The following is a 26,030-nucleotide window of genomic DNA, read 5'->3' as shown; positions in this document are numbered from 1 at the left end:
TTATTCAATTCTGCACAATTCCACAGGGCAGTCTTCACAGTCTATTTCTTTCTTTAAAAAAGAGAGCTTATGAATGATAATTTTTCCATCTGTCATTGAGATTACTTCATTTTTTCGCAACTCAGCGAGCATACGATTGACCACTTCTCGGGATGTCCCGCATAGATTAGCGATCTCTTGATTTGTCAACGTTACGTTTAATAAAATACCATTTGGCTTCATTATCCCAAAACTATTGGACATGCGAATCAGAGTAGAATAGAGAGCTCCTTTTTTTCCATTTAGAATTAAGTCTCTAAACTTTGTCTGCATTCGCTTAATTTGAAGTCCCATCCACTTCATGTACTCCATGGAAAGAGCAGGGTATTGTGCTAGTTCGTTTTCTAACACCCGTTTTTGAATGCTGATCGCTGTACAAGGTTCAATGGCTTTTGCTTGAAGCATATGGGGAGTAGATCCGCAAAACAGCATAACTTCCCCGATTAAGTCTCCTGAACTTGCCAGCTGAAGCGTCAGTTCGCGTCCTTCCGGCGTCACTTTACTTACTTGTACAGCTCCAGAAGTAATAAAAAATAAATGAGTTGAAGGTGAACCTTCTTGAAAGAGAAAGTCACCTTTTTTAAACGAAATTTTATGATCAAAGTCCATAAAAAATTGCTGCAGCTCATTTGAAAAAGAATCCGTTGTGATGTTCATCATGTTATCACCTTTTACTCAAAATTTTTGCGACTGTTACTTATTAATCTATTAAGTTAGAACAGTCTGTATATCCTGTACGTCCACTAGCCGTATGAAGAAATGTCATACGGATGATTTTTATCGATACTCTTATTATACACAAAAACAACCAGTGTTTTCCAAAACTATCTGTGAACAATTTCTAAACAAAAATAGAAAGATAGTTATAAAAATAAAAACTTATGAATAAATAAAAATGTTTAAAAATATAGAATAAAGTGTTGGTTTTTTTAAATATTCATTTGATTTTATTTTTATACGGTATTATAATGATAAATAATTCAAATAGATACGTGGAAAAAGGAGTTTTAAAATGAAAGAATACAAGGTAGGAATTGTTGGAGCAACAGGGTATGGAGGAGTAGAACTGATTCGTTTGTTAGCGAATCACCCGCATTTTCATGTTTATGCAGTTTATTCATCCTCTCAGGATGGGATGGAACTAGCAGAAGTTTATCCTCACCTTTCTAATACTGTATATACACTGCAAGATATAAACCCTAAGAACATGGCCAAAGAATTAGACTTAGTGTTTACAGCAACTCCGTCCGGTGTTTCTAGCAAACTTGTACCTCAATTAATAGAAGAAGGAATAAAAGTGGTAGATTTATCTGGAGATTTTAGATTAAAAACAGAAGCTCTTTATGAAAAGTGGTACAAAAAGCCTGCTGCAGCCGAAGCGTTTTTACAACAGTCCGTGTATGGGTTAGCGGAATGGTTTGCAGAAGAAGTTGAAAGCAGTACGTTCGTTGCGAACCCGGGTTGTTATCCAACAGCTACACTGCTTGGGCTAGCTCCTCTCGTTAGTAAACAAATGGTGAACTCAAACTCTATTATCATTGATGCAAAGTCCGGAATTTCAGGAGCAGGACGTGGTCTTTCGCAAATGGCTCATTATGCTGAAATCAATGAAAATATGAAAATATACAAAGTTAATCAGCATCAGCATATCCCAGAAATTGAATCTGTTTTAGAAAAGTGGGATGAGGAAATTGGCCATGTTACGTTCAGTACGCACTTAGTTCCAATGACGCGAGGGATTATGAGTACGATATACGCTGAACTTTCTGAAGAGAGCTCAGTACAAGAGCTTCATCAGCTATATGTAGATACATATCAAAACTCCCCATTCGTTCGCGTTCGAAAAGCTGGTGAATTTCCGTCTACTAAAGAAGTAAGTGCATCAAATTATTGCGATATTGGTATTGCATTTGACGAACGAACAAAGCGTGTCACGATTGTTTCTGTCATTGATAACTTAGTTAAAGGGGCAGCCGGTCAGGCCATTCAAAATGCCAATATCATGATGGGATTTGAACAGCAAACGGGTATTGGACTACTGCCTGTCTTCCCATAAAAGCACAGCATCACTAATCACGATAAAAGCAGGAGGGAACGTATAGTGATTACGGTTAAACAAACGAAAGAAAAGATAAAGAAAATAGAGAACGGTACAATTGTAACGCCGCTAGGTTTTTCAGCAGATGGCGTTCACGCTGGTTTACGTTATGCTAAAAAAGATTTAGGAGTTATTGTAAGTGATGTGCCAGCTAATTGCGCAGCTGTTTACACGCTTAATGCCTTCCAAGCAGCGCCTTTAGCTGTTACAAAAGAAAGTGTAGCAGTAGAGCAGAAGCTGCAAGCGATCGTTGTGAACAGCGCATGTGCAAATGCATGTACTGGAGAACAAGGATTAAAAGATGCATACCAAATGCGAAATACATGTGCAGAAAAGCTTAATATTCTACCTCATCATGTAGCGGTAGCTTCTACAGGGGTAATTGGAGAGCTTCTAGATATGGAAAAAATCGTGAAGGGCATTGGGTTATTAAGTCCTTCGTCGAACAAAGAAAAAGCAGAAGAATTTCAAACGGCTATTTTAACAACAGATACCGTAATGAAGTCAGCTTGCTATCAAACAGCCATTGACGGCAAAACGGTTACGATTGGCGGCACAGCGAAAGGATCAGGTATGATTCACCCGAATATGGCTACGATGCTTAGCTTTATCACAACGGATGCTAAGGTTGAAGCTTCAGTACTACAAGATGCGCTGGGTTCTATTACAAATAAAAGCTTTAATCAAATTACAGTAGATGGTGATACGTCTACGAATGATATGGTTGTTGTTTTAGCAAATGGAAAAGCTGATCACCAGTCGCTTACACCAGATCATCCTGAATGGACGTCATTTTATGAAGCACTGCGCTTGACGTGTGAAGATTTAGCCAAACAAATTGCACGCGACGGTGAAGGAGCAACAAAACTAATTGAAGTAAACGTATCTGGTGCTCATACAAACGAAGAGGCAAATGTGATTGCTAAACAAATTGTAGGCTCGAACTTAGTGAAAACGGCCATGTATGGAGCCGATGCCAATTGGGGACGAATTATTTGTTCAGTTGGCTACAGCGGCGTAGCGCTTAATCCAGAAGCAGTGAACGTTTCGTTAGGTGATATCCAAATGCTAAAAAACAGCCAGCCTGTTTCATTTAGTGAAGAAGAAGCAAAAGCTTATTTAGAAAATGATACGGTTGAAGTCTATGTTGACTTGCAGCAGGGAAATGGAATTGGCAAGGCGTGGGGCTGCGATTTGACTTACGATTATGTGAAAATCAACGCCAGTTATCGAACGTAAGGAGAGAGTGAAATGAGCAGTGAAAAAATCGTCGTTGTAAAATGCGGAGGCAGCATTATCAATCAGTTAACAAGCGCTTTTTTTGAAAGTATTCAGCAGTTAAAAGCGAGTGGATATCAGATCATTGTTGTGCACGGAGGCGGGCCTGATATTCAAGATACGCTTACCAAGCTTCACATTGAAACGGAATTTGTAGATGGGCTTCGAAAAACGTCCAAAGAAGCATTAGAAGTTGTGACGATGGTATTAGCAGGCAAAGTTAATAAGCATCTTGTAAAAGAACTACAAAAAGCGAACTTAAAAGCAGTAGGACTATCAGGAATTGATGGATCTTTGCTTAAAGCAGAGGCTATCGATGTTGAACGTCTAGGTTACGTTGGAGAAGTAAAAGGCGTAAACGATACATTATTAAAACAACTAACTGACAGTCAGTACATTCCGGTTATTTCTTCCATTGGAGCCGATGAAGAAGGTAATAGCTATAATATTAATGCTGACGTGGCAGCCGGAGCCGTTGCACAAGCAGTAAATGCTGAAAAGCTGATGTTTGTGACGGATGTAAAAGGTGTATTAAAGGATGGAGCATTGCTTCCTGAACTTACAAAGTCAGAGATTGATGCACTTATTGAAGAAAAAGTAATTTACGGCGGAATGATTCCAAAAGTGACATCAGCGGTAAATGCGTTATCTCCTTTACTTGAAGAAGTTCATATTATTAGCGGAACTGATGGATTTTTAGATAAGGAAGGAAAGCTGATTGGTACAGCAATTAAATATAGTGGAAAAGGTGGAGAAGATAGCGATGAGTTCATTGTTTCCAACATATCAACGGTTTGATATCCATGTGGAAGAGGCGCAAGGAACAAAATTAATAGATAACAAAGGAAATGAGTATTTAGATTTTATTTCAGGTATCGCTGTCTGTAACGTAGGCCATCGTCATCCTGATGTTCAAAAAGCGATCGAAGAGCAGTTAAATAAAGTGTGGCACGTGTCAAATTTATTTCATCAATCGATTCAAGAAGATGTAGCAGGTAAGCTTGTGGAACATTCAAACGGTGATGCAGTATTCTTCTGTAACAGCGGTGCAGAAGCCAACGAAGCGGCGATTAAATTAGCGCGCAAGTACACGCAAAAACATAAAATCATTACCTTTACAAAATCATTTCATGGACGTACATTTGCTACCATGACAGCTACAGGGCAGGCAAAAATTCATGATGGCTTCGGTCCTCTTGTTAATGAGTTTGTTTACGTGCCATACAATGATGAAGAAGCATTAAAACAGGAAATGGACGACAGCGTAGCAGCAATTATGGTTGAAGTCATTCAAGGAGAAGGCGGAGTTGTTCCAGGAACCGAAGCATTTTTATTAACTATTCAAGAGCTGTGTAAAAAGCACGAAGCACTGTTTATAGTCGATGAAGTGCAAACTGGAATCGGCAGAACAGGAAAACCATTTGCCTATCAGCATTTTAATGTGTCACCAGATATTATTACAGCAGCTAAAGGGTTAGGAAGCGGAATGCCGGTTGGTGCGATGATTGGAAAAGGCTATCTCAAAGAAGCGTTTGGACCTGGTACTCACGGAACAACCTTTGGAGGAAATCCAATTGCATTAGCTTCAGCTAAAGCAACTTTAAACATTATTTTTAACGAAGCATTTTTAGCAGAGGTTGCAGAAAAAAGCCTTTATTTTACCAACGCTTTGAAAAATAGCGTAGCAGATTATTCATTTGTAAAAGATGTTCGCGGAAAAGGTTTTATGATTGGAATTGAATGCGGAGAACATCAGTCGGCATTGCTTGCAGCAATGCGTGAAAAAGGATTGCTAGCACTGGGAGCAGGACCGCATGTAGTACGATTGCTGCCACCTTTAACTGTAACAAAAGAAGAGTTAGACCAAGCGATTCATATCATTGAAGAAGCATTTAGCCAAACAAAAATTACTTCATAATACAAATTTTTTTGAATATGTTTGTATAAAAATTCTGTTTTATAAATAATTATTCGAAGAGGGATGCACAATGAACGGATATTTACACTTAGCAAACGGCGATTCGTTCGCCGGACACATTGAACATACAGCAACGCACCAGGCAGAAGGAGAAATTGTTTTCTTTACTGGAATGACTGGTTATCAAGAAGTTGTGACTGATCCATCTTACAAAGATCAAATTATCGTCTTTACGTACCCTTTGATTGGGAACTATGGTATCAATGAGAAAGATTATGAAAGCAAAAAGCCTCACGTAGCAGGCGTTGTCGTATACGAATGTTCAGATGAAGGGTTCCATTACGAAGCGATGTACAGCTTCAAACAATATTTAAAGAAATGGAACATTCCGCTTATTACACATGTGGATACGAGAGCGGTCGTAAAACGAATTCGAAAAGAAGGTACGATGCAATCTGCCTTTTCGGCATCTGCTGAGCCGCCAGCATTTACTGCTGAATGCGATGGATATGTAGTAAAAGAAGTGTCAACAAAAGAGCCTGTTACTTACGGAAACGGTGAAAAACACGTTGTATTAATGGACTTTGGCTATAAAAAATCAATTTTACAAGAGCTGCTAAATCGAGAGTGCAAAGTAACGGTTGTTCCTTATTCTACAAGCTCTTCAAAAGTAAAAGAGCTGCAGCCGGATGGCATTGTCTTATCAAACGGACCTGGAGATCCAACTCAAGTAAGCAGTCAGCTGGATGAATTAAAAGAAATTATTTCAGCGTATCCAACTTTGGGAATTTGCTTTGGACATCAGTTAATTGGGCTTGCTTTTGGGGCAGAAACCAAAAAGCTGGCGTTCGGTCACCGAGGAGCTAATCAGCCTGTAATTGATTTAACGACTAACAAAGTGTGTATGACGTCTCAAAACCATAGCTATGTCGTAGATGAACAGACGATTACGTCTACGCCATTAAGCGTTCGATTTAAAAATGTGAATGACGGATCGGTTGAAGGTTTAATGCATAAAGACCTTCCTGTTATTTCGGTTCAATATCATCCAGAAGCACATCCTGGACCAAGTGACAGCACGTATATCTTTGATGAATTTATGACGAAAGTACAGCAAGTAGGGAGCGGAAAAGTATATGCCTAAAGACCAAACATTAAAAAAGATTTTAGTAATCGGATCAGGACCAATCGTAATTGGGCAAGCAGCAGAATTTGATTATTCAGGAACTCAGGCATGCTTGTCATTAAAAGAAGAAGGTTATGAAGTTATCTTAATCAATAATAATCCAGCTACGATTATGACGGACACTCACGTAGCAGATCGAATCTATTTTGAACCATTAACAGTAGACTGCGTAGAGAAAATTATTGCAAAAGAAAAGCCGGATGGTTTGTTAGCTACATTAGGCGGACAGACGGGTTTAAACTTAGCCCTTGAGCTTCATGAACAAAATATTTTGCCAAAATACGATGTGAAACTTTTAGGAACACCGATTGAATCAATCAAAAAAGGTGAAAGCCGTGAAGAGTTCCGTGCATTAATGAATGAACTAAATGAACCGGTGCCGGAAAGTGAAGTTGTCACAAAAGTAGAAGAAGCATTAGCTTTTGCCGAGAAAATTGGTTTTCCTGTTATTGTACGTCCTGCTTATACGTTAGGCGGAACGGGCGGAGGAATTGCTCATTCTATGGAAGAACTTGAAAAACTTTCAGCGTCAGGTTTACGTGAAAGTGCTATTACTCAATGCTTAATTGAAAAAAGCATCGCTGGATTTAAAGAGGTTGAGTACGAGGTTATGCGTGACGTGAACAATACGTGCATTACAATTTGTAACATGGAAAATATTGATCCCGTGGGTGTTCATACTGGAGATTCGGTAGTTGTTGCTCCTTCTCAAACGTTAACCGACGTGGAATATCAAATGCTTCGTTCGGCTTCAGTTAAAATTATTTCATCGCTTGGCATTATTGGAGGTTGCAACATTCAGTTTGCGCTTGATCCAAAAAGCAAGCAGTACTATTTAATTGAAGTAAATCCGCGTGTGAGCCGTTCGTCTGCTCTTGCATCAAAAGCAACGGGCTATCCGATTGCTAAAATTGCTGCAAAACTATCAGTAGGCTACACGCTTCATGAGTTATTAAATCCTGTAACAGGAGACACATATGCAAGCTTCGAACCAGCTCTTGACTATGTAGTAGTGAAATTTCCAAGATGGCCGTTTGACAAGTTTTTCTACGCGGAGAGAACGCTTGGCACGCAAATGAAAGCAACTGGAGAAGTAATGGCTATTGACCGTAACTTTACACGTAGCTTCCAAAAGGCACTGTCTTCTTTAGAAATTGATTTACAAGGATTGGAAGTAGAAGAACTGCAAGAACTTTCAACGGATGAATTAAAAAGCAAGCTTGGCGAACAAAGCGATGAGCGTATTTTTGTTATCCTTGAGCTTTTACGTCGCGGTACAACGCCTGAGTATATCCATGAAGTAACGCAAATTGATTATTTCTATTTAACACACTTTACGCAGCTGATTAAAATGGAAGCCTCTTTGAAGGAAGTACGTTTTGATTCCATTACAGCTGAACACTTCAAGCAAGTGAAGGAGCATGGTTTTACAGATGCGTATCTAGCAAGCGTATGGAACGTGCCAGAGCTTGACGTAAGAGCGAAACGTAAAGCACTACATATTACGCCAAGCTACAAAATGGTAGATACATGTGCAGCGGAGTTCGAATCCTCTACGGCTTATTTCTACTCTAGTTATTATGGCGAGAGTGAGATTGAACCATCAACGAATAAAAAAGTTGCGATTATCGGTTCTGGACCGATTCGTATCGGCCAAGGAGTAGAATTTGACTACAGCTCTGTACACGGTGTGTTAGCTCTTGAAAAAGAAGGATACGAAACAATTTTAATTAACAACAATCCAGAAACGGTAAGTACGGATTTTGAAGTAGCAGACCGCTTATATTTTGAACCTGTAACAGTAGAAGATGTGCTAAACGTTCTTGATGCTGAAAATGTGACGGATGTAATTGTTCAATACGGAGGTCAAACGGCTATTTCGCTTGTTAAAGGGCTAGAAGAAGCTGGCGTCAATTTACTAGGGATTACAAATGATGTTATTGATGCACTTGAAGATGGCGACCTGTTTTATAAGCTCTTAGACGACTGTGATATTCCGCATATCCCAGGTGAAATGGCGAAAGATGAGCAAGAACTTGTACAAAAAGCAAAAGCTATGGGATTCCCATTACTTATTCGTCCTTCTTACGTCATTGGCGGAAAAGGAATGCTGACAATTCAAAATGAAACGGAGCTGCAGGCTTGTTTACCAGCTATTAAAGCGTCTCATTTCCCAATGCTTATTGATGCTTACTTCCCTGGAAAAGAAGCAGAAATTGATGTTGTAGCAGACGGAAAAGATGTGTTGATTCCGACAATCGTTGAACATATTGAAAAAGCCGGCGTTCATTCAGGAGACAGCTATGCGCTTTTACCAGCAAAAACAGTAGAAGCAGCACATAAAGAAAAAATGGTGAGCTACGCTCAAAAAATTGTAAACAAACTTCAATATAAAGGGATTATGAATATCCAATATGTTATTTACAACGATGAAGTCTACATGCTGGAAGTTAATCCGCGTGCCAGCCGTACAGTGCCTGTAGTAAGCAAAGTGTGCAACACGCCGCTTGTTTCGCTATCAACTCAAATATTGCTTGGGAAATCATTGTCGGAAATTAGCGAGAAGCTAGGTTTATTGCCGGATCCGGCTTATACAACTATTAAGTTTCCAGTGTTTTCGACAAGTAAATTATCAGGAGTTGATCCGCTTGTTGGACCAGAAATGAAGTCAACTGGTGAAGGAATTGCGATTTCTTCAACGATTGAAGAAGCAGCAAAAAAAGTATTCCATCAGTATGTGTTAAGTAAAAAAGGTGCTGCAGAAGTGTATATTAACGGAGAAGCACAGGGCCTTGAAGAACTTGCGCAAAGCGCGGGATTAACTCTTGTTAAAGATAAAGAAGTTAGTGAATGGGTAAAAACGAAAGAAGCTTTATTATATGTAAGTTTACAGCCTGAAGATAAAGAAAGCCGTATGTCAGCATTAAAACACGGTTTAATGGTTATGACGGAGGCAGAAACGGCTTCGCTATTTTTCCAATCGTTCCAAGTCGATGAATATCACGTTTCATCACTACAAGAATGGTTTCAAAAAACTAAAAAGGAAGTGACAGTATCATGAGTACAGTATCGGTAAATACGAATTTAAAGGGAAAAGATTTGCTTACGCTTAAAGATTTATCATCAGACGATATTATGTCACTTTTAGAAAGCGCCATTGAGCTGAAAGAAAAGCATAAAAATGGTGAAATCGTCACATCGTTAAAAGGAAAAACGCTGGGGCTCATTTTTGAAAAATCTTCAACAAGAACAAGAGTCTCATTTGAAGCGGGAATGATGCAGCTTGGAGGAAACGCCCTCTTTTTAAGCAGCCAGGATTTACAAATTGGACGCGGAGAAACGATTGCTGATACAGCACGCGTACTATCTGAATTCATCGATGCTATCATGATTCGTACGTTTGAACATAGCAAGATCGAAGAGCTTGCAGATTACGCATCCATTCCCGTTATTAATGGTTTGACAGATGATTATCATCCTTGTCAGGCTCTAGCTGATTTATTAACGATTTACGAGCACAAGAAATCATTTGATGGGCTAAAAGTAGCTTATGTTGGAGACGGAAATAATGTAGCGCATTCCTTAATGATTGCATGTGCAAAAATGGGAATAGATATTTCAATTGGATGCCCTGACGGATATGAGCCAAAAGACTTTGTAACAGCTTATGTTAATGAAGTAGCTGCTAAAACGGGTGCGAAGGTTACGATTACAAAAGATCCTGTAGAGGCTGTAAAAAATGCCGATGCTATTTATGCAGACGTGTGGACAAGTATGGGACAGGAAGAAGAAGCACAGCAGCGCTTGAAAATATTTGCTCCTTATCAAGTCAATGAAGAGCTAGCTGCCCATGCGAAGTCAGACTATTTATTTCTCCACTGCTTGCCTGCGCATCGTGAAGAAGAAGTGACAGCAAGCATTATTGACGGACCAAATTCGGTTGTTTTCCAGCAGGCTGGAAATCGTATGCATGTACAAAAGGCCTTGCTTCAAGCAATTTTAGGCTAAGAAAAAAACCTTTCTGAGAATATCAGAAAGGTTTTTTTGTTTAAAGGGAATTAATTGTGGGAACACCAGTTGTATACTAAACAGAACGAAAGGTGATTTATGATGAAAGTATTAGTTGTTGGAGCAAACGGAACAACGGGAAAACAAGTGGTAGAAAAAGTCGCAAACAGCAAGCAGCATGAAGCTTATGCGATGATTCGCGACGAAAAACAAGCAGACGCTTTAAAAAAGCTGGGCGCTAACGTTGTACTTGGTGACTTGGAGCAAGATGTTTCAGATGCTTTAAGAGGTATGGATGCTGTCATATTTGCAGCAGGTTCTGGAGGACATACGGGAGACGAAAAAACAATCGCTGTGGATCAAAACGGTGCTAAAAATATCATTGATGAAGCAAAAAATCAAGGTGTGAAGCGCTTTGTTATGTTAAGTTCAATGGGAACAGATGCACCTGAACAAGGACCAGAAGGCTTACAACTTTACCTGCGTGCTAAAGCGATAGCGGATGAATACTTAAAGCAGTCTAATCTGCAATATACAATTGTACGACCAGGAACTTTATCGAATGATTCAGCTACTGGAAAAATTGATATCAATAATGATATTGAAGATAAATCTCAGACGATTCCTCGAGCAGATGTAGCAACCGTGCTTGTAGAATGCCTAAACGAAGAAGCTACGATAGGAAAAACGTTTGAAATGTTAGCCGGAGAAACTGAAATTGAACAAGCTATTAAATTTACTCATTGATACAAAAGGGCAGATCTAAAGGTCTGCTCTTTTCTGTTCTGTTCCTAATATGAAAACATCTCCATTATGAAACGGAAATCTTAAGGGAATAGTATAGGAGAACATTTCATTTCAGGAATGAGGAGGCAGGACAATGGGACAAAATCGTCATTTCACACCGGGTCAAAAAGCTCCTAATAACGGAGTGTATATTGAAATTGGTGAAACAGGAAGCAACGTAAATAATCCTCAAAAGGTTAAATTAAAAGCAGGAGAGCGTTTTCCAGAGACGGCAAACGATGATCGCCACTGGACATACATGCGCAAGCCTTAAATAGTAAAAAAATAAAGAAGCCATTCTAAATTGAATGGCTTTACTTGTTTTCCCATTGCTGGGTATAATGAAATAAAGGTCAATAAAGGTCAAATGTATCGAAGGAGGATGTTCAATGGACATAAATAAAATGACCCAAAAATTGCAAGAAGGCGTGATGGAAGCGCAGTCCGAAGCTATTAAACGAAATCAGCAGGAAGTGGATATTGCTCATTTGCTTTATACGCTTATTCATCAGCAAGATGGTATTGCTCCTCGCATATTAGATCATTTACATATAGATCATCAATCTTTTCAGCAGCAGGTAAATCAACTGCTTGCGAAAAAACCTGCTGTTACAGGAAGTGGAGCTGAAGCAGGGAAAGTTTATATTACAAATAAACTCCAGCAGCTGTTTGTCAAAGCTCAAGAAGAAGCATCTCGTCTGCAAGATGATTATGTTTCAGTTGAGCACATCTTTTTAGCCTTAGCACAGGAACCGTCTTCTAGTGAATATGGCAAGTTATTTTCAAGTCACGGTATAACAAAAAAAGCTTTGCAAGATGTGCTTACTAGCCTTCGAGGAAATCAGCGAATTACAAGTCAAAATCCGGAAGTTACATATGAAGCGTTAGCTAAATATGGAAGAGACTTAGTGGCAGAAGTACGAGCAGGGAACATTGATCCAGTCATTGGACGAGACGGAGAAATTCGCCGCGTTATCCGCATTTTATCGCGAAAAACAAAAAACAATCCAGTTTTGATTGGAGAACCTGGCGTTGGTAAAACAGCGATTGTTGAAGGTCTAGCACAGCGAATTGTTCGTAGAGATGTGCCTGAAGGATTAAAAGATAAAACCATCTTCTCATTAGATATGGGAGCTTTAGTAGCAGGAGCGAAGTTCAGAGGCGAATTTGAAGAGCGTTTAAAAGCTGTTCTTCAAGAAGTTAAGAAAAGCAACGGTCAAATTCTTTTATTTATTGACGAACTTCATACAATCGTTGGAGCAGGTCGTACGGACGGAGCGATGGATGCAGGGAATATTTTAAAACCAATGCTTGCTAGAGGAGAACTTCACTGTATAGGAGCTACAACTCTTGATGAGTATCGTCAGTATATTGAAAAAGATCCAGCTCTTGAAAGACGCTTTCAACAGGTGCTGGTTGAAGAACCTTCAGTAGAAGATACAATCTCTATCTTACGTGGTTTAAAAGAACGATTTGAAATTCATCACGGTGTAAATATTCATGACCGGGCGATTGTTTCAGCAGCGGTTATGTCGGATCGTTATATCTCAGATCGCTTTTTACCTGATAAAGCAATTGATTTAATTGATGAAGCATGCGCAACTATTCGAACAGAAATTGATTCGATGCCATCAGAATTAGATGAAGTAACGCGACGTGTCATGCAGCTTGAAATTGAAGAAGCGGCATTAAGTAAAGAAACAGATCAAGCAAGCATCACAAGGTTAGAGGCAATTCGAAAAGAAGTCTCTGATTTAAAAGAACGTGCAGATACAATGAAGCTGCAGTGGGAAAAAGAAAAGCAGTCGATTCAAACGGTGCAAGATGTCCGGGAGCAGCTTGAAAAAGCGAAGCGAGACCTAGAAGAAGCTGAAGGGAAATATGATTTAAATAAAGCAGCCGAACTTCGCCACGGACGCATTCCAGCTCTTGAAAAAGAACTAAAACAGCTGGAAGAAACAGCTGCTGAAAAAGCACAAGAAAACCGTTTGTTAAGAGAAGAAGTAACGGAAGAAGAAATTGCTGAAATTGTAGGAAGATGGACGGGAATTCCGGTGTCGAAACTAGTTGAAGGAGAAAGAGAAAAGCTGTTGAAGCTTGAGTCAATTTTACAGCAGCGTGTGATTGGACAGGACGAAGCCGTATCCTTAGTTACAGATGCTGTGATTCGCGCAAGGGCAGGCATTAAAGACCCGAACCGCCCAATTGGATCATTTATTTTCCTAGGACCTACCGGAGTAGGAAAAACGGAGCTAGCCAAAACGTTGGCACATTCGTTATTTGACAGTGAAGAACAAATGGTTCGTATTGATATGTCTGAATACATGGAAAAGCATGCGGTCTCTAGGCTTATAGGAGCGCCTCCTGGCTATGTAGGGTATGAAGAAGGCGGACAGCTAACGGAAGCGGTGAGACGCAAGCCTTATTCAGTCGTTTTGTTAGATGAAATTGAAAAAGCTCATCCTGAAGTATTTAACGTGCTCCTTCAAATACTAGATGATGGAAGAGCAACAGATTCAAAAGGAAAAGTCATTGATTTTAAAAATACGGTCATTATTATGACGTCAAATATTGGTTCTCAATTTCTATTAGATGGTTTAACAAGTGAAGGCGAGATTACTGAAAAAGCCAGAGAGCAAGTGATGGCTCAATTAAGACAGCATTTTCGCCCAGAATTTTTAAATCGAGTAGACGACACGATTTTATTCAAACCGCTAACTGTTCATGAAGTAAAGGGAATTATTGATAAGCTATTGCTTCAGCTTGAAAAGCGTTTATCCGATCGTCATATTTCGTTAATGTTAACAGAAGAAGCAAAAAATCGTATTGCGGCCTCCGGGTTTGATCCGGTATACGGAGCGCGCCCTTTAAAAAGGTTTATTCAAAAATATATTGAAACAAAAATTGCCAGAGAATTAATTGCAGGGCAAATTGAAGATTATAGTCAAGTGACAGTTGATGTAAAAGATGATGAGTTTGTTGTCAGCGTATAAGTTTTCTCAAAAGGCCATTCATGATAATTTGAATGGTCTTTTTTTGCTATTAAGAGCAGCATCCCTTTTAAAATAAATAAAAAAAACACGTGAGAGCTAAGCGTAAAAACTTATTCAGTTTTAGGTTGTAGAATATATCTAATTCATTTATGATAATACAAAATGGGCAAAGGAGCATGAATGAGCACATGAAGGACCGTATAGAGCTTATATATGACGAAGCATACGATTTTATAGATCAGGCATTAACTAAAATAAGAGCGCTGGATAAAAATGATCTTCAAGCTGAAAATGAAGAAGTGCAGGAAAAGGCAGAACGGACAGAGTTTGCACTTCAAGCTGCACGAGATATTTTAGAAAATATGATTATCCCGGGTAAAAAATTGACTTTTATTTACGAAAAAGGTTCTGTGGTAGTAGAAATTCCCGATAAAAAATAAAAACGACTTCCTTTTATGGAAGTCGTTTTTATTTTGGTAATGCAAAGTGTTCATCAATGGATGCATCACTTTTTCGATACTGCCCGGGTGTCATATTGGTTGTTTTACGAAATACTTTTGTTAAATAATTGGCATTTGCATAGCCGACGTTTTCAGCAATTTCTTCGATTGAATACTTGGTTTGATGCAATAGCTCGGCCGCTTTTTGAATGCGAAGCTTCGTTAAATATTGAATCGGCGTAATCCCTGTTGTTTGTTTGAATAACCGGCTAAAATGATAGCGAGATAAATGAGCTGCATCTGCCATTTCATCCGGACCGATTTCTTCATGATAATGATTGCGGGCAAATAAAATAGAGCTAATGATACTTTCAGGCCAATCCTCTGTAAAACTGTCCATGCTTTTAATATATTGATACAGCTCCATTACAAAGCGGTAAGATAAGCTTGAGGCATGAAATGGATCTGCTATATGTTTTTCACTTGCCCTCTTATATATCTGAGCAAGCAGCTGAACAGGTGCTGATTCAGGGTGAAATCGAATTACAGGGGAGTGGGTTGACTGAATATAATCCCAGCATTTTTGTACTTCATCTCCGTATAATGTAAGAAAAATAAACTCCCAGTTTTCACTTTCCTTTGGTAAGTAATAGCGATAATTTCCAGGTATATTGACGATGAATGCTTTTCCAGCATCCACTTTATATTCTTGTCCATCTATTTCAATCATCCCGTACCCAGAAACCGTGTATTGAAAAATATATTTTCCTACATCTTTTCGCTGATTTCCGCTCCAGTTATAAAGGGGCGAGAAAACTTCATCCCATCCAACCGACCAGAGCTGCGCAACTTCGTTTGTGCGGGATTCTAAAAACCTGTATGCGTACGTTGAATATTCTTGAGCTTGGAAATGTGAGAGCAAATTTTCACCTTCTTTTTGAAATAAAGTAGTACTTAATTCTTACTTTAACGTAATCGCTTTCATTTTTCTATAATTTTTTGAAAATATCATGATTATTTTTAGTGAATGTCTCTAAATCTATTATTTTCTTATAATTTGCAAGTCAAGGCTCCCATGAAGATAACACCTTTTTGGCGCAAGAGCAGTTCATCATCAATTTAAAAGAATCATTTTTAAAGTGATAAGCAAAAAAGTACCGATTATCGATAGGAATTTTACCATTGAGGCAAGGAAAATTGGACTTTACAATGTACATATGAATCCGTTTCCAAAAAACTACTTAAAATAGGTGATAATAAATGCTGGAAAAATTAATCGAAGAGTTCAAACAAATATTTCATTCGTCAGAAGCTATTCGCTGCTTTTTTGCACCAGGGCGTGTCAATTTAATTGGAGAACATACTGATTATAATGGAGGGCATGTTTTTCCTTGTTCATTGAGTATAGGAACGTATGCGGTAGTACAAAAACGTCATGATCGAAAAATACGTATGTACTCTAAAAACTTCTCTGAAGCAGGCGTTATTGAATCCTCTTTAGAGCAATTAACGTACAAAACCGAGGATGATTGGGCTAATTATCCAAAAGGAGTAATGGACACCTTTAAAAAGCACGGATATGATCTTCCTTTTGGTTTTGATATCTTGTTTTTCGGCAACATTCCTAACGGAGCAGGGCTTTCATCGTCGGCATCAATTGAGTTAGTCACATGCGTACTTTTAAATAAAATTCTTGAATTGAATATTGATATGATGGACCTTGTAAAAATGGCGCAGCAAGCTGAAAATGAATTTATCGGCGTAAGCTGCGGGATTATGGATCAGTTTGCAATTGGAATGGGAAAAGAAAATCAAGCCGTATTGTTAAACTGCCAGACTCTTGAATACCAGTATAGCCCGCTGCAGTTAACAGATGCTGTGCTCGTTATTTCTAACACAAATAAGCGAAGAGGGCTGGCAGATTCAAAATATAATGAGCGCCGTATGGAGTGTGAAAGAGCACTATCAGATTTGCAAACTTCACTTTCCATTGATTCGCTTGGTGATTTAACGAAAGAACAATTTGAAAAGCACAAATCTTTAATACAAAAAGAAGTAGATTGTAAGCGCGCTAAACATGCGGTATATGAAAATGAACGCACAAAAGAAGCGGTTGCTAAATTGCAAAACGGCGATTTAAAAGGATTTGGTCAATTGATGAATGAGTCGCACTGTTCGCTGCGAGATGACTATGAAGTAAGTGGAAAAGAATTAGATGCTCTTGTAGAAGCAGCCTGGTTGCAAGAAGGTGTGATTGGATCACGCATGACGGGTGCAGGCTTTGGCGGCTGTACAATCAGTATCGTAAAAAAAGCACAGGTTGATAGATTTATTGAAGAAGTAAAAGACGCTTATTATAAGCAAACGAGTTTAGAAGCTGAATTTTATGTGGTTACGGTTGGAGAAGGAGCGCGTGAACTCACATTAGAAGCAGTATAAGAGAAAACAGATAGAGAAAGGAACGAGTGTATGTCAGTCAACATTCATGAAGAAATCACCCGACTTATTCAATATGGTTTACAAAAGAATCTAGTAACAAAATGGGATATAGATGTGGTGAGAAATAAACTGCTGGAAGTGTTAGAACTCGACGAATGTATTACGGTAGAAGTTAAAGAAGAACGTTTGGAACATCCAGCTGCTATTTTAGATAACATGCTTGATTGGGCTGCCGAAAACAATCGAATCGCCGATAATTCTATCACATATAGAGATTTATTCGATACCAAAATAATGGGATGCTTTGCAAGCATGCCTTCAGAGGTTAATCGAACCTTTTACGATCACTATCAGCAAAACCCTCAAAAAGCCACAAGCTATTATTATAAGCTGTCAAAAGACATTCACTATATTCGCAGAGATCGAATTGCTAAAAACGAAAGATGGGTAACAAACACTGACTTTGGAGAACTTGAAATTACTATCAACTTATCTAAGCCGGAAAAAGATCCAAAAGCAATTGCAGCAAGCAAATCACTGAAAGAAAGCAACTACCCGCTATGCCTGCTCTGTAAAGAAAATGCTGGCTATGCAGGCCGCATTAACCACCCAGCTCGCCAAAATCACCGGATTATCCCTGTGGAATTGCAGGAAGAGCTGTGGTACATGCAGTTTTCACCTTACGTTTATTATAATGAACATGCCATTGTTTTTGCGAGTGAGCATACACCTATGCATATTTCAAAGCAAACGTTTAAGCGGCTGCTTGCCTTCGTTGAACAATTCCCACATTATTTTTTAGGGTCAAATGCAGATTTACCCATCGTAGGAGGATCTATTTTAACGCATGATCACTTTCAAGGAGGCTATCATGAGTTTCCTATGGCTAAAGCAAGAATAAATAAATTGTTCTCTCTTGAAGCGCATCCAAACGTGAAAGCTGGAATTGTTCATTGGCCAATGTCGGTCGTTCGTCTTCAAAGTTCGCACCTTGCACCATTAGTGGAAGCAGCGGATTTCATTTTGAAGAAATGGAAATCATATAGTGATCAAAGTGCTGGTATTTTAGCTTTTACAGATCAAACTCCTCACAATACGGTCACGCCTATTGCTAGGAAAAGAGGGGATTTGTACGAATTAGATTTAGTACTGCGAAACAATCGAACAAACAGCAAGCATCCAGATGGCATTTATCATCCGCATGCAGAAGTTCATCATATCAAAAAAGAGAACATAGGTTTAATTGAAGTAATGGGGCTTGCGGTTTTACCCGGTCGTTTGAAAGACGAAATGAGTCTAGTGGCCAAAGGGTTAGTTCAGAATAACCTGAGTGAAGTAGCCAGCAGGCATGATCAAGTGAAAAAACACGTGAAGTGGGCTGAACACATCAAGAAAAAATATCCGCATATTGAAGTGGAAAATGTCCAAAGCATTCTTCAACAAGAGCTCGGTTTGATCTTTGCGACTATTTTAGAGCATGCAGGTGTGTTTAAACAAACTGCTGAAGGGCAGCTCGCATTCAGTCGTTTTATGAATTCGTTAAATGAAGCGTAAATCATTAATAAAAACAGGCAGCTCGTAATGAGCTGCCTGTCTTTATACAGTTAGGGCATGCTGTTTTAAAAGGGTATACAGAGCCTGTGTTCCTTTATTATCCTGGCCTTGTTTTTCGAGCTGTTCATAAAGCGATTTTGCTAATTTTAGCCCGGGTGTATACAGCTCCATTTCTTCAGCTGATTCAATGGCAATCTTCATATCTTTAATGAAGTGTTTAATATAAAAGCCTGGTTCGAAGTCTCCTTTAATCATGCGAGGAGCTAAATTGCTTAACGACCAGCTTCCCGCTGCGCCTGTTTCAATACTTTTTAGAACGGTATTCGGATCTAATCCGGCTTTTTCAGCATAAAGTATCGCTTCGCAGACACCCATCATATTAGAGGCAATAGCAATTTGATTGCACATTTTTGTATGTTGACCAGCACCGGCGCTTCCTTGAAGAACGATATTTGTCCCCATTTTTTCAAGAATAGGCGTAACGGCAGAGAATGCTTCAGAATCGCCTCCTACCATAATCGCTAAGGTTGCTTTCTGAGCCCCAATATCTCCTCCTGAAACAGGAGCGTCAAGCGCATGAATGTGCTTCTCTTTTGCTGCTTGATAAATCTCACGAGCAAGTATAGGGCTTGATGTCGTCATATCAATTGTATAGCAGCCTTTCTTTGCATTATGTATAATGCCGTCTTTTCCCAAATAAATCTCTTTTACATCGTGAGGATAGCCTACCATGGTGATAATAACATCAGATTGTTCGGCCACTTCTTGAACGGTTTCTTTCCATTTGGCCCCTTTTTCAAGTAGTGCTTGAGCACGAGTTTTTGTTCGTGTATAAACAAGGACTTCATATCCTGCGTCAATTAAATGCCCGGCCATGCTTTGACCCATAACGCCTGTTCCGATAAAACCAATTTTTTCTTTAGTCACAGCAGTATTCACTCCTAAAGTTAATAGTTTGATTATTCTAAAATTATATAGTTAAAGTTTGGGATAATCAATGATTCCGACTATATATAGATAGAGAAAAGCACTCTCAGTCCTATGTCTTGAATACGAGGTAAGGAAAGAAAGTACTGAGAAGAACCTATGCCAAAAAATAAAAAAAGCGCTGGCTTTACAGCCAACACTTTTTAGTGTTGATTATTTGCTGGTTTATTCGGTACACCCAGTTCTCCAATCAAAATTACAACTAGCGTGAAAACTACTCCAAGGATGGAAGCGGTTGCGAAACTGTAAGTACCGCCCGTCATTGCAGAGATTACGTACACTGCCATATTCATTAGTAAAAAGCCCCAAACAAAAGCCATTACGACACGCATTCTATTCACCTCGTTTACAGTACAGTTTGATTTCATTTTAGCATATAGCAGTCAAATAAGAAATTGAATTTTTTATGAATAAATAAGGGGCGTGCTCCCATGCAGAAACAAAAGAGCAATAAGTCAGAAATAGGCATTATTCTAGTGCGCTTTTTTATGGTTCTATCATACACTGTATGGAACAACTAGTAAGTTACGGAGGAAGAGCTATGATACATCGACGCTTTTTTAGCTTAGATACGCAATGGAATGTCGTACATGTCCCTGAACGACCGAATGGTTTCGGTGTGTTAGTACTGGGTGATAAAGATCATTTTGTTGAAAGTTCAACTAGCTTATGGATTCAGCACGGCGGAAGGTCACAGCTGTTGCAATGTTTACAAGATGAAGGATACACAGTATTTTATTCCAATTTATATGGCCGGCATTGGGGGTCTCCTGAAGCATATCACCTTGCAAAACAACTTTATCATTTAGTAATGAAACAAGAAATTTTAAATAAACGAATTCATATTTTAGCTGAAGGAATGGGGGCTCTGTTAGCGCTGCAGCTAATGGAAAATGACGGGAATACGTTCATTCGATCAGCTGGTTTACTAAATCCGTGTATTGATCTTCATACGCATGCAGAACATGAAAAAAACAATAAATTCTTTTATAAACAATTCACGAAGGACTTGACTCAAGCTTATAAAGTGGAGCGGAAGCAAGTATCAAAGCTAATTAAGGAGTACCCTTCCGTTACGGAATTAAAATCAACGCTGCCCGTGAAGATATGGACCGCGCCTAATGCCTCTACTCATTATCCAATTGCACACAGTAAAAAATATGAACTACATCGTGAAGAACTTCACTCTCCGATTATGCTTTCACTTTATTTGCCTGAAAAAAACTATTTATTTGAACGGTCCCTTCTCCAATTTTATAAACAGCATGAAAAAGTGTTATAAGCAAAGCTTCTATGATTATACATATCATAGGGGCTTTTTGTATAAGAGATAAAAGGAAAAAGAGAGTTCATGATGTTTTTAGGGATGAACTACTTTGAAATAAGGAATGAGTACTCTCTATAACTATAGGGCTTTAAGCTTTTGTTTAATAAATGATGAATGAAGAATTGGAGGAAGCGATATGGGAAATGTAGTAGTAATAGGGGCAAACCGCTTTATTGGTTTTCATTTATGTATGACTTTTTTAGACGAAGGTACAGAAGTAAAAGGATATACACATTCTGCTCATAAAGAAGAAGATGATTTGCAGGAAGAGATGAAATTTTTCTTAGGGCGAAACGCTAATTATGTATCGACTGAAGTAGGCGATTCATTAGATATGATTACCTCAGAAACGGATATTGTCTACTTCACGTATTTCGATGGAGGAGATTTTTATCATCCTGATTTTTTAAGACAAGAAATGCAAAAAGCGCAGCAAGTACTCATTCAAGCACTTAATAAATGCCGTCAATTCAACATTCGATTTGTGTTTGTTTCTACCATGCGCGTATTTGGAGACCAGCAGCGAAAGATTGAAGAAACAACGATTCCAGAACCGGACAGTAGTGAAGGAAGGCTATACGTTCATTTTGAGCGAATGATAGAAAAATATAAAGATGATGGATGGCCCATTATGATTGTCAGAACGCCCACTCTTTACGGACCTTGGCAGCCTTTGTCAATGTGCTATTCTAAAAATATTGCCGGGTACGAGGAAGATTTTACCATTATGGAAGGCACGGATTTTATTATTTATATTGAAGACGCCGTCAGTGCACTCAGACGCTGTAAAACTGGTGCATATTCATATGAAGTGGTTCATTTAGTTGAAGAAAAATTACAGCCTTGGAGCGCTGGAGCAAACATTACTCATATGGAGGTGAAGGAAGAAGCGGCTCAAGAAAAATATGAAATCAGCAGGAAAGCGAAAGAACTGCTACATTTTTCTTCCAAAGTAACGGCTAAAGAAGGCATTTACCTGCAAAAAAAACATATGAGAACATTCTTTTTACCTCTTCATTAAAGGAGAAAGTTGTACTTATAGAATAGATTCGCTAATATAAGGAGGAATAAATGTTTTTAATAAAGGAGATTTCACTATGGAAGAGCAAAATATGCAATTCATGCAAATTGCAATGAAGTACTTGCCAGAAGCAAAGCAGATTTTAGATGAAACAGGCGTTGAGTTATCAATGGAACACGTACAGCCGGTATTGACATTACTGACAAAAGTAATGAACGACGCCTATGAGCTTGGCAAGCAAGATGCATTAGCTGAAAATGAAAACAACTAAAGAAAACAGCTCGGTAGAATCCGAGCTGTTATTTTTGTTTGTAAAATAAATCGACTAAAGGGGCAAACTGTTTAAGAAGAGGAGCTAGTTCTTCAACGGCGAGTACAATTTCATCGATTTGTTTGAATAATCTTTCCCACTCCTCTCGCTCTCTTTCTTCTCTTGATTTTCTGCGCCCAGCTCCAAACATAAAATCAGAAAAAGCTTCATTTCTTTGTCTTCTTGCCATGATACTCATTCCTTTCACTATTTTAATGGTGGGTAAGTTCTTACCTAATGTCCCATACTAGAGTAAGAGGGACCCGTATGATTACTATATGTAGCATGATAGATACCTGAGTAGGACGAACACCCATATAGACAAAAAATAAAAAATGAAGTAAAATTAGTACCAACTCATAATAATTGATTATATAATCGGTAAATGAAATGACAGATATAGGTTTTATAGGAATATAAGCCTTTTATTTAAAGGAGAGGTTGATATGAACGCTGGTGTTCTAGGAATTGGACGTTATGTACCAGAGAAAGTTGTAACAAATTTAGATCTTGAAAAAGTAATGGATACATCAGATGAGTGGATTCGTACGCGCACAGGTATTCAAGAGCGCCGAATTGCAGCCGATAACGAGGACACATCTGATTTAGCTTATAAAGCAGCAGTTGAAGCTTTACATAAAGCTAACGTCGAGGCAGAAGATATTGACATGATCATTGTTGCTACGGTAACGCCAGATCAACCGTTTCCTACAGTATCATGTATGCTGCAAGAAAAATTGGGAGCAAAAAAAGCAGCTTCTTACGATGTGAGTGCAGCATGTGCAGGATTTATGTACGGCATGATTACAGCTAAGCAATTTATTGAAACTAATGCTTACAAGCATATATTAGTAGTCGGTGTAGAAAAGCTTTCTAAGATTACAGATTGGGACGACCGTAACACGGCTGTTTTATTCGGAGACGGAGCAGGTGCAGTTGTAATGGGACCTGTGTCAGAAGGACGAGGTATTTTATCCTTTGAACTAGGATCCGACGGTACAGGAGGCAAGCACTTGTATCAAAACGAGCTTGATCATATTGTCATGAACGGACGTGAAGTATTTAAGTTTGCTGTTCGACAAATGGGGGAATCTGCTGTTAATGTAATTGAAAAAGCAGGTTTAACAAAAGAGGATGTTGATTTTCTTGTACCTCATCAAGCGAATATTCGTATTATGGAAGCTGCAAGACAGCGATTAGACTTGCCTGAAGAAAAAATGTCTAAAACAATCCAATACTACGGCAATACATCAGCAGCATCGATTCCAATTTCAATTGTTCATGAGCTTGAAGCAGGGAAAATTCAAGACGATGATTTAATTGTAATGGTTGGCTTCGGAGGCGGCTTAACATGGGGAGCTATTGCCATTAGATGGGGAAAATAACACTACATTTTTAAAGCAACTGAAGGAGATGAATGTACGATGAATAAAAAACGTGTAGTTGTAACAGGACTTGGTGGGCTTACACCAATTGGAAATGACGTAGAAACAGCTTGGAAAAACGCAGTAGCAGGCGTGTCTGGCGTTGGTCCTTTAACAAGACTAGATGCAGATGAATTTCCTGCTAAAGTAGCGGCTGAAGTAAAAGATTTTAACGTGGAAGATTTTATTGACCGCAAAGAGGCTCGTAAGATGGATCGATTTACTCAATATGCGATGGTAGCTGCATTGGCGGCTGTTAAAGATGCGAATTTGACTATTACGGAAGAGATTGCTCCAAACGTCGGGGTTTGGATTGGATCTGGAATTGGCGGTATGGAAACGTTTGAAAATCAATATTCAACGTTATTAGAAAAAGGTGCCCGCCGTGTAAGTCCATTCTTTATTCCGATGATGATTCCTGATATGGCAACAGGACAAGTTTCTATTGCTTTAGGGGCGAAAGGCGTGAACTCTTGTACGGTAACGGCGTGTGCAACAGGTACAAACTCTATTGGTGATGCATTTAAAGTCATTCAACGCGGAGATGCAGACGTGATGGTGACGGGCGGTACGGAAGCACCAATCACGCGTTTATCTATTGCTGGTTTCTGTGCGAATAAAGCACTTTCTACAAATCCAGATCCTGCAACAGCATCTCGTCCGTTTGATAAAGACCGCGACGGCTTCGTTATGGGAGAAGGTGCGGGTGTTATTGTGCTTGAAGAGCTTGAACATGCATTAGCACGCGGCGCACGTATTTATGCTGAAATTGTGGGCTATGGTTCAACAGGAGATGCTCATCATATCACAGCGCCAGCTCCAGGAGGAGAAGGCGGCGTTCGTGCAATGCGTCATGCGATTGAAGATGCAGGTCTACAGCCAAGTGATATTGATTACATCAATGCTCACGGTACAAGTACAGGGTACAACGATAAATTTGAAACGATGGCTATTAAAGAAGTATTTGGTGACCACGCTCAAAAAGTAGCAATTAGTTCAACAAAGTCAATGACTGGCCACTTGCTAGGAGCTGCTGGTGGAGTAGAAGCTATTTTTAGTGTGAAAGCAATTCAAGACGGTATTCTTCCTCCAACAATTAACTATCAAACACCCGATGAAGAGTGCGATTTAGACTACATTCCAAACAAAGCGCGTAAGCAAGAAGTAAAAGCGGTGCTAAGCAACTCACTTGGATTTGGCGGTCACAATGCAACAATCATCTTTAAAAAATACGAAGCATAATGAAAAATTCTAGGCTGACGCCTAGAATTTTTTTTATTTTTAATAACCAAAAGAGTAGCTGTGAACATATCATGAAGCAAAAGGATGAAGAAAGAGAGGGGAAAACATGCCGATTGTTTCAACTTCTACTTGGACGGAGCCGAAAGAAATAAGCCGTTATCTTGCGCGCTATTTTAAGAAATTAAAAGAAAAAGAATATATGGAATTACTTTTTAACTATGGAATGTGTCCGCCTTCTTTAATGTTTATAAAAGAATTAGAAGAAATGAAGAAAAGGCAGGTTTGGAAGAAAGTAAAAGCACATTATGAAAAGCTTAAAAAAGCATGGAATGGGCCGGATGTAGCGGTGCTAGTGCTTCCAAGCAATCCTCGAAATCGAAAAATGCAGCGTGAATTTAACGGAAGAGCAGGTGTCGCTTTTACCGATAAATTATTTGTGTTTATGACAAGTCATACATCCGATGAAGAAATGTTAGCGGTGCTTACCCATGAATATCATCACGTTTGCAGGCTAAAAGCCATTAACAAATCTGATGAAACGATTACTTTGTTAGACGCTATGATGATGGAAGGGTTAGCTGAAAGAGCAGTGGAGGAATATTGTGGTAAAAAATATTTAGCCCCTTGGACAAATTATTATACCATTGAAGAAGCTAAAAAAATGTGGGAAAAGCATGTTAAACCTTATTACAATCTGCGCGCTGACGAAAAAAAATATGATCAACTGTTATTCGGCCAAAATTGGTATCCAGAAATGATGGGCTACAATATCGGTTATCATCTTGTTACTTCATGTATGAAGCCTCACACTTTAACTACTACCCAGCTGCTTCCTCTTAGTACCAATACTATCTTAAAAAAATCTGCGTTCCAACTGTAAAAAAATAAGTTCTATATACCTAAAACAAAAAATAGTAAAATTTATCCTGTTTTCAACAAAAAATTAGGAGGTTTATGCGTTAAAGTGCTGAAGAGATATT

Annotated in this window: 24 protein-coding genes; 19 read left to right on the top strand and 5 right to left on the bottom strand. The window is 38.9% G+C overall.

Features of this window, described 5'->3' with window-relative positions; translation table 11 throughout:
• A complete protein-coding gene (locus tag ACXAE4_RS24415) occupies positions 1 to 699 on the bottom strand; it encodes a Crp/Fnr family transcriptional regulator (protein WP_028412390.1) in 699 nt (232 codons plus the stop codon).
• A gap of 352 nt (positions 700 to 1,051) precedes the next feature.
• Between ACXAE4_RS24415 and argC the strand changes: the two genes are divergently transcribed.
• The 11 genes from argC (at position 1,052) to ACXAE4_RS24360 (ending at position 14,746) form a co-directional block, all read left to right on the top strand.
• Positions 1,052 to 2,095, top strand: a complete 1,044-nt coding sequence (gene argC / locus ACXAE4_RS24410) for an N-acetyl-gamma-glutamyl-phosphate reductase (protein ID WP_098113544.1) — start codon at positions 1,052 to 1,054, stop codon at positions 2,093 to 2,095.
• 45 nt (positions 2,096 to 2,140) lie between these two features.
• Entirely contained in the window at positions 2,141 to 3,376 is a 1,236-nt protein-coding gene (gene argJ, locus ACXAE4_RS24405; protein WP_033578034.1) for a bifunctional ornithine acetyltransferase/N-acetylglutamate synthase, read from the top strand.
• A 12-nt stretch (positions 3,377 to 3,388) separates the two neighbouring features.
• Complete coding sequence (argB, locus tag ACXAE4_RS24400) at positions 3,389 to 4,213, top strand: acetylglutamate kinase (protein WP_033578035.1); 825 nt, start codon at positions 3,389 to 3,391, stop codon at positions 4,211 to 4,213.
• A complete protein-coding gene (locus tag ACXAE4_RS24395) occupies positions 4,179 to 5,333 on the top strand; it encodes an acetylornithine transaminase (protein WP_028412386.1) in 1,155 nt (384 codons plus the stop codon). The genes argB and ACXAE4_RS24395 overlap by 35 nt, the downstream gene beginning before the upstream one ends.
• Positions 5,334 to 5,403: 70 nt before the next feature.
• Positions 5,404 to 6,477, top strand: a complete 1,074-nt coding sequence (locus ACXAE4_RS24390; RefSeq protein ID WP_028412385.1) for a carbamoyl phosphate synthase small subunit — start codon at positions 5,404 to 5,406, stop codon at positions 6,475 to 6,477.
• Positions 6,470 to 9,580 carry a carbamoyl phosphate synthase large subunit gene (locus ACXAE4_RS24385; protein ID WP_475237120.1) on the top strand — a complete coding sequence of 1,037 codons (3,111 nt, stop codon included), beginning with the start codon at positions 6,470 to 6,472 and terminating at the stop codon, positions 9,578 to 9,580. The genes ACXAE4_RS24390 and ACXAE4_RS24385 overlap by 8 nt, the downstream gene beginning before the upstream one ends.
• A complete protein-coding gene (gene argF / locus ACXAE4_RS24380; protein ID WP_028412383.1) occupies positions 9,577 to 10,527 on the top strand; it encodes an ornithine carbamoyltransferase in 951 nt (316 codons plus the stop codon). Before ACXAE4_RS24385 ends, argF begins: the two co-directional genes overlap by 4 nt.
• 102 nt (positions 10,528 to 10,629) lie before the next feature.
• Positions 10,630 to 11,274 carry an SDR family oxidoreductase gene (locus ACXAE4_RS24375; protein ID WP_028412382.1) on the top strand — a complete coding sequence of 215 codons (645 nt, stop codon included), beginning with the start codon at positions 10,630 to 10,632 and terminating at the stop codon, positions 11,272 to 11,274.
• A gap of 133 nt (positions 11,275 to 11,407) precedes the next feature.
• Positions 11,408 to 11,587 carry a YjzC family protein gene (locus ACXAE4_RS24370; protein WP_013055394.1) on the top strand — a complete coding sequence of 60 codons (180 nt, stop codon included), beginning with the start codon at positions 11,408 to 11,410 and terminating at the stop codon, positions 11,585 to 11,587.
• A gap of 115 nt (positions 11,588 to 11,702) precedes the next feature.
• The gene (gene clpB / locus ACXAE4_RS24365) at positions 11,703 to 14,306 is read left to right on the top strand and encodes an ATP-dependent chaperone ClpB (RefSeq protein WP_289578715.1); all 2,604 of its coding nucleotides are present in this window, start codon (positions 11,703 to 11,705) and stop codon (positions 14,304 to 14,306) included.
• Between the two features lie 188 nt (positions 14,307 to 14,494).
• A complete protein-coding gene (locus tag ACXAE4_RS24360) occupies positions 14,495 to 14,746 on the top strand; it encodes a hypothetical protein (protein WP_014461601.1) in 252 nt (83 codons plus the stop codon).
• A 28-nt stretch (positions 14,747 to 14,774) separates the two neighbouring features.
• Here ACXAE4_RS24360 and ACXAE4_RS24355 read toward each other — a convergent pair whose 3' ends face one another.
• Complete coding sequence (locus tag ACXAE4_RS24355; RefSeq protein ID WP_013081740.1) at positions 14,775 to 15,668, bottom strand: helix-turn-helix domain-containing protein; 894 nt, start codon at positions 15,666 to 15,668, stop codon at positions 14,775 to 14,777.
• 338 nt (positions 15,669 to 16,006) lie between these two features.
• Here ACXAE4_RS24355 and ACXAE4_RS24350 point away from each other — a divergent pair, with 338 nt between their 5' ends.
• Positions 16,007 to 17,185, top strand: coding sequence for a galactokinase (locus ACXAE4_RS24350; RefSeq protein WP_098113541.1), 1,179 nt, complete (start codon positions 16,007 to 16,009; stop codon positions 17,183 to 17,185).
• Between the two features lie 30 nt (positions 17,186 to 17,215).
• On the top strand, positions 17,216 to 18,739 hold the full coding sequence (gene galT, locus ACXAE4_RS24345; RefSeq protein ID WP_033578040.1) for a UDP-glucose--hexose-1-phosphate uridylyltransferase: 1,524 nt from the start codon (positions 17,216 to 17,218) through the stop codon (positions 18,737 to 18,739).
• 42 nt (positions 18,740 to 18,781) lie between these two features.
• On the opposite strand, the gene ACXAE4_RS24340 is transcribed toward galT, so the two are convergent.
• Both ACXAE4_RS24340 and ACXAE4_RS24335 read right to left on the bottom strand, forming a co-directional pair.
• Positions 18,782 to 19,666 (bottom strand): NAD(P)-dependent oxidoreductase, encoded by an 885-nt coding sequence (locus tag ACXAE4_RS24340; RefSeq protein ID WP_033578041.1) that lies wholly within the window; start codon positions 19,664 to 19,666, stop codon positions 18,782 to 18,784.
• A gap of 203 nt (positions 19,667 to 19,869) precedes the next feature.
• Complete coding sequence (locus ACXAE4_RS24335) at positions 19,870 to 20,058, bottom strand: YjzD family protein (RefSeq protein WP_028412377.1); 189 nt, start codon at positions 20,056 to 20,058, stop codon at positions 19,870 to 19,872.
• Between the two features lie 209 nt (positions 20,059 to 20,267).
• On the opposite strand from ACXAE4_RS24335, the gene ACXAE4_RS24330 reads away from it, so the two are divergent.
• From ACXAE4_RS24330 to ACXAE4_RS24320, 3 genes are all read left to right on the top strand, one after another.
• Entirely contained in the window at positions 20,268 to 21,008 is a 741-nt protein-coding gene (locus ACXAE4_RS24330) for a hypothetical protein (protein WP_013055401.1), read from the top strand.
• Between the two features lie 181 nt (positions 21,009 to 21,189).
• Positions 21,190 to 22,074, top strand: a complete 885-nt coding sequence (locus ACXAE4_RS24325) for an NAD-dependent epimerase/dehydratase family protein (RefSeq protein ID WP_028412376.1) — start codon at positions 21,190 to 21,192, stop codon at positions 22,072 to 22,074.
• 76 nt (positions 22,075 to 22,150) lie between these two features.
• Complete coding sequence (locus ACXAE4_RS24320) at positions 22,151 to 22,345, top strand: ComZ family protein (RefSeq protein ID WP_013081746.1); 195 nt, start codon at positions 22,151 to 22,153, stop codon at positions 22,343 to 22,345.
• Positions 22,346 to 22,373: 28 nt separating this feature from the next.
• Here the strand turns inward: ACXAE4_RS24320 and ACXAE4_RS24315 are convergent, their stop codons facing one another.
• Positions 22,374 to 22,574 (bottom strand): hypothetical protein, encoded by a 201-nt coding sequence (locus ACXAE4_RS24315; RefSeq protein WP_028412375.1) that lies wholly within the window; start codon positions 22,572 to 22,574, stop codon positions 22,374 to 22,376.
• A 256-nt stretch (positions 22,575 to 22,830) separates the two neighbouring features.
• On the opposite strand from ACXAE4_RS24315, the gene ACXAE4_RS24310 reads away from it, so the two are divergent.
• From ACXAE4_RS24310 to ACXAE4_RS24300, 3 genes are all read left to right on the top strand, one after another.
• The gene (locus ACXAE4_RS24310; protein ID WP_013081747.1) at positions 22,831 to 23,769 is read left to right on the top strand and encodes a beta-ketoacyl-ACP synthase III; all 939 of its coding nucleotides are present in this window, start codon (positions 22,831 to 22,833) and stop codon (positions 23,767 to 23,769) included.
• A 39-nt stretch (positions 23,770 to 23,808) separates the two neighbouring features.
• Entirely contained in the window at positions 23,809 to 25,050 is a 1,242-nt protein-coding gene (gene fabF, locus ACXAE4_RS24305) for a beta-ketoacyl-ACP synthase II (protein ID WP_028412374.1), read from the top strand.
• Positions 25,051 to 25,156: 106 nt separating this feature from the next.
• Positions 25,157 to 25,930, top strand: a complete 774-nt coding sequence (locus tag ACXAE4_RS24300; RefSeq protein ID WP_016763040.1) for a DUF2268 domain-containing putative Zn-dependent protease — start codon at positions 25,157 to 25,159, stop codon at positions 25,928 to 25,930.
• Positions 25,931 to 26,030 lie beyond the last annotated feature (100 nt).

This window comes from Priestia sp. ABM2_011 (genome assembly GCF_056158845.1).
The sequence above is the reverse complement of the archived record's forward strand: the minus strand, read 5'-3'. Positions and strand labels throughout refer to the sequence as shown.

What these genes read in the sequence shown, in the direction of transcription:
- ACXAE4_RS24320 (WP_013081746.1), top strand. Translation starts at nt 22,151, where the DNA reads ATGGAAGAGCAAAATATGCAATTCATGCAAATTGCAATGAAGTACTTG.
- ACXAE4_RS24325 (WP_028412376.1), top strand. Translation starts at nt 21,190, where the DNA reads ATGGGAAATGTAGTAGTAATAGGGGCAAACCGCTTTATTGGTTTTCAT.
- ACXAE4_RS24370 (WP_013055394.1), top strand. Translation starts at nt 11,408, where the DNA reads ATGGGACAAAATCGTCATTTCACACCGGGTCAAAAAGCTCCTAATAAC.
- argF (WP_028412383.1), top strand. Translation starts at nt 9,577, where the DNA reads ATGAGTACAGTATCGGTAAATACGAATTTAAAGGGAAAAGATTTGCTT.
- ACXAE4_RS24330 (WP_013055401.1), top strand. Translation starts at nt 20,268, where the DNA reads ATGATACATCGACGCTTTTTTAGCTTAGATACGCAATGGAATGTCGTA.
- galT (WP_033578040.1), top strand. Translation starts at nt 17,216, where the DNA reads ATGTCAGTCAACATTCATGAAGAAATCACCCGACTTATTCAATATGGT.
- argB (WP_033578035.1), top strand. Translation starts at nt 3,389, where the DNA reads ATGAGCAGTGAAAAAATCGTCGTTGTAAAATGCGGAGGCAGCATTATC.
- ACXAE4_RS24395 (WP_028412386.1), top strand. Translation starts at nt 4,179, where the DNA reads ATGAGTTCATTGTTTCCAACATATCAACGGTTTGATATCCATGTGGAA.
- fabF (WP_028412374.1), top strand. Translation starts at nt 23,809, where the DNA reads ATGAATAAAAAACGTGTAGTTGTAACAGGACTTGGTGGGCTTACACCA.
- argC (WP_098113544.1), top strand. Translation starts at nt 1,052, where the DNA reads ATGAAAGAATACAAGGTAGGAATTGTTGGAGCAACAGGGTATGGAGGA.
- ACXAE4_RS24310 (WP_013081747.1), top strand. Translation starts at nt 22,831, where the DNA reads ATGAACGCTGGTGTTCTAGGAATTGGACGTTATGTACCAGAGAAAGTT.
- ACXAE4_RS24315 (WP_028412375.1), bottom strand. Translation starts at nt 22,574, where the DNA reads ATGGCAAGAAGACAAAGAAATGAAGCTTTTTCTGATTTTATGTTTGGA.
- ACXAE4_RS24300 (WP_016763040.1), top strand. Translation starts at nt 25,157, where the DNA reads ATGCCGATTGTTTCAACTTCTACTTGGACGGAGCCGAAAGAAATAAGC.
- ACXAE4_RS24415 (WP_028412390.1), bottom strand. Translation starts at nt 699, where the DNA reads ATGATGAACATCACAACGGATTCTTTTTCAAATGAGCTGCAGCAATTT.
- ACXAE4_RS24385 (WP_475237120.1), top strand. Translation starts at nt 6,470, where the DNA reads ATGCCTAAAGACCAAACATTAAAAAAGATTTTAGTAATCGGATCAGGA.
- clpB (WP_289578715.1), top strand. Translation starts at nt 11,703, where the DNA reads ATGGACATAAATAAAATGACCCAAAAATTGCAAGAAGGCGTGATGGAA.
- ACXAE4_RS24375 (WP_028412382.1), top strand. Translation starts at nt 10,630, where the DNA reads ATGAAAGTATTAGTTGTTGGAGCAAACGGAACAACGGGAAAACAAGTG.
- ACXAE4_RS24390 (WP_028412385.1), top strand. Translation starts at nt 5,404, where the DNA reads ATGAACGGATATTTACACTTAGCAAACGGCGATTCGTTCGCCGGACAC.
- ACXAE4_RS24360 (WP_014461601.1), top strand. Translation starts at nt 14,495, where the DNA reads ATGAAGGACCGTATAGAGCTTATATATGACGAAGCATACGATTTTATA.
- ACXAE4_RS24350 (WP_098113541.1), top strand. Translation starts at nt 16,007, where the DNA reads ATGCTGGAAAAATTAATCGAAGAGTTCAAACAAATATTTCATTCGTCA.
- ACXAE4_RS24335 (WP_028412377.1), bottom strand. Translation starts at nt 20,058, where the DNA reads ATGCGTGTCGTAATGGCTTTTGTTTGGGGCTTTTTACTAATGAATATG.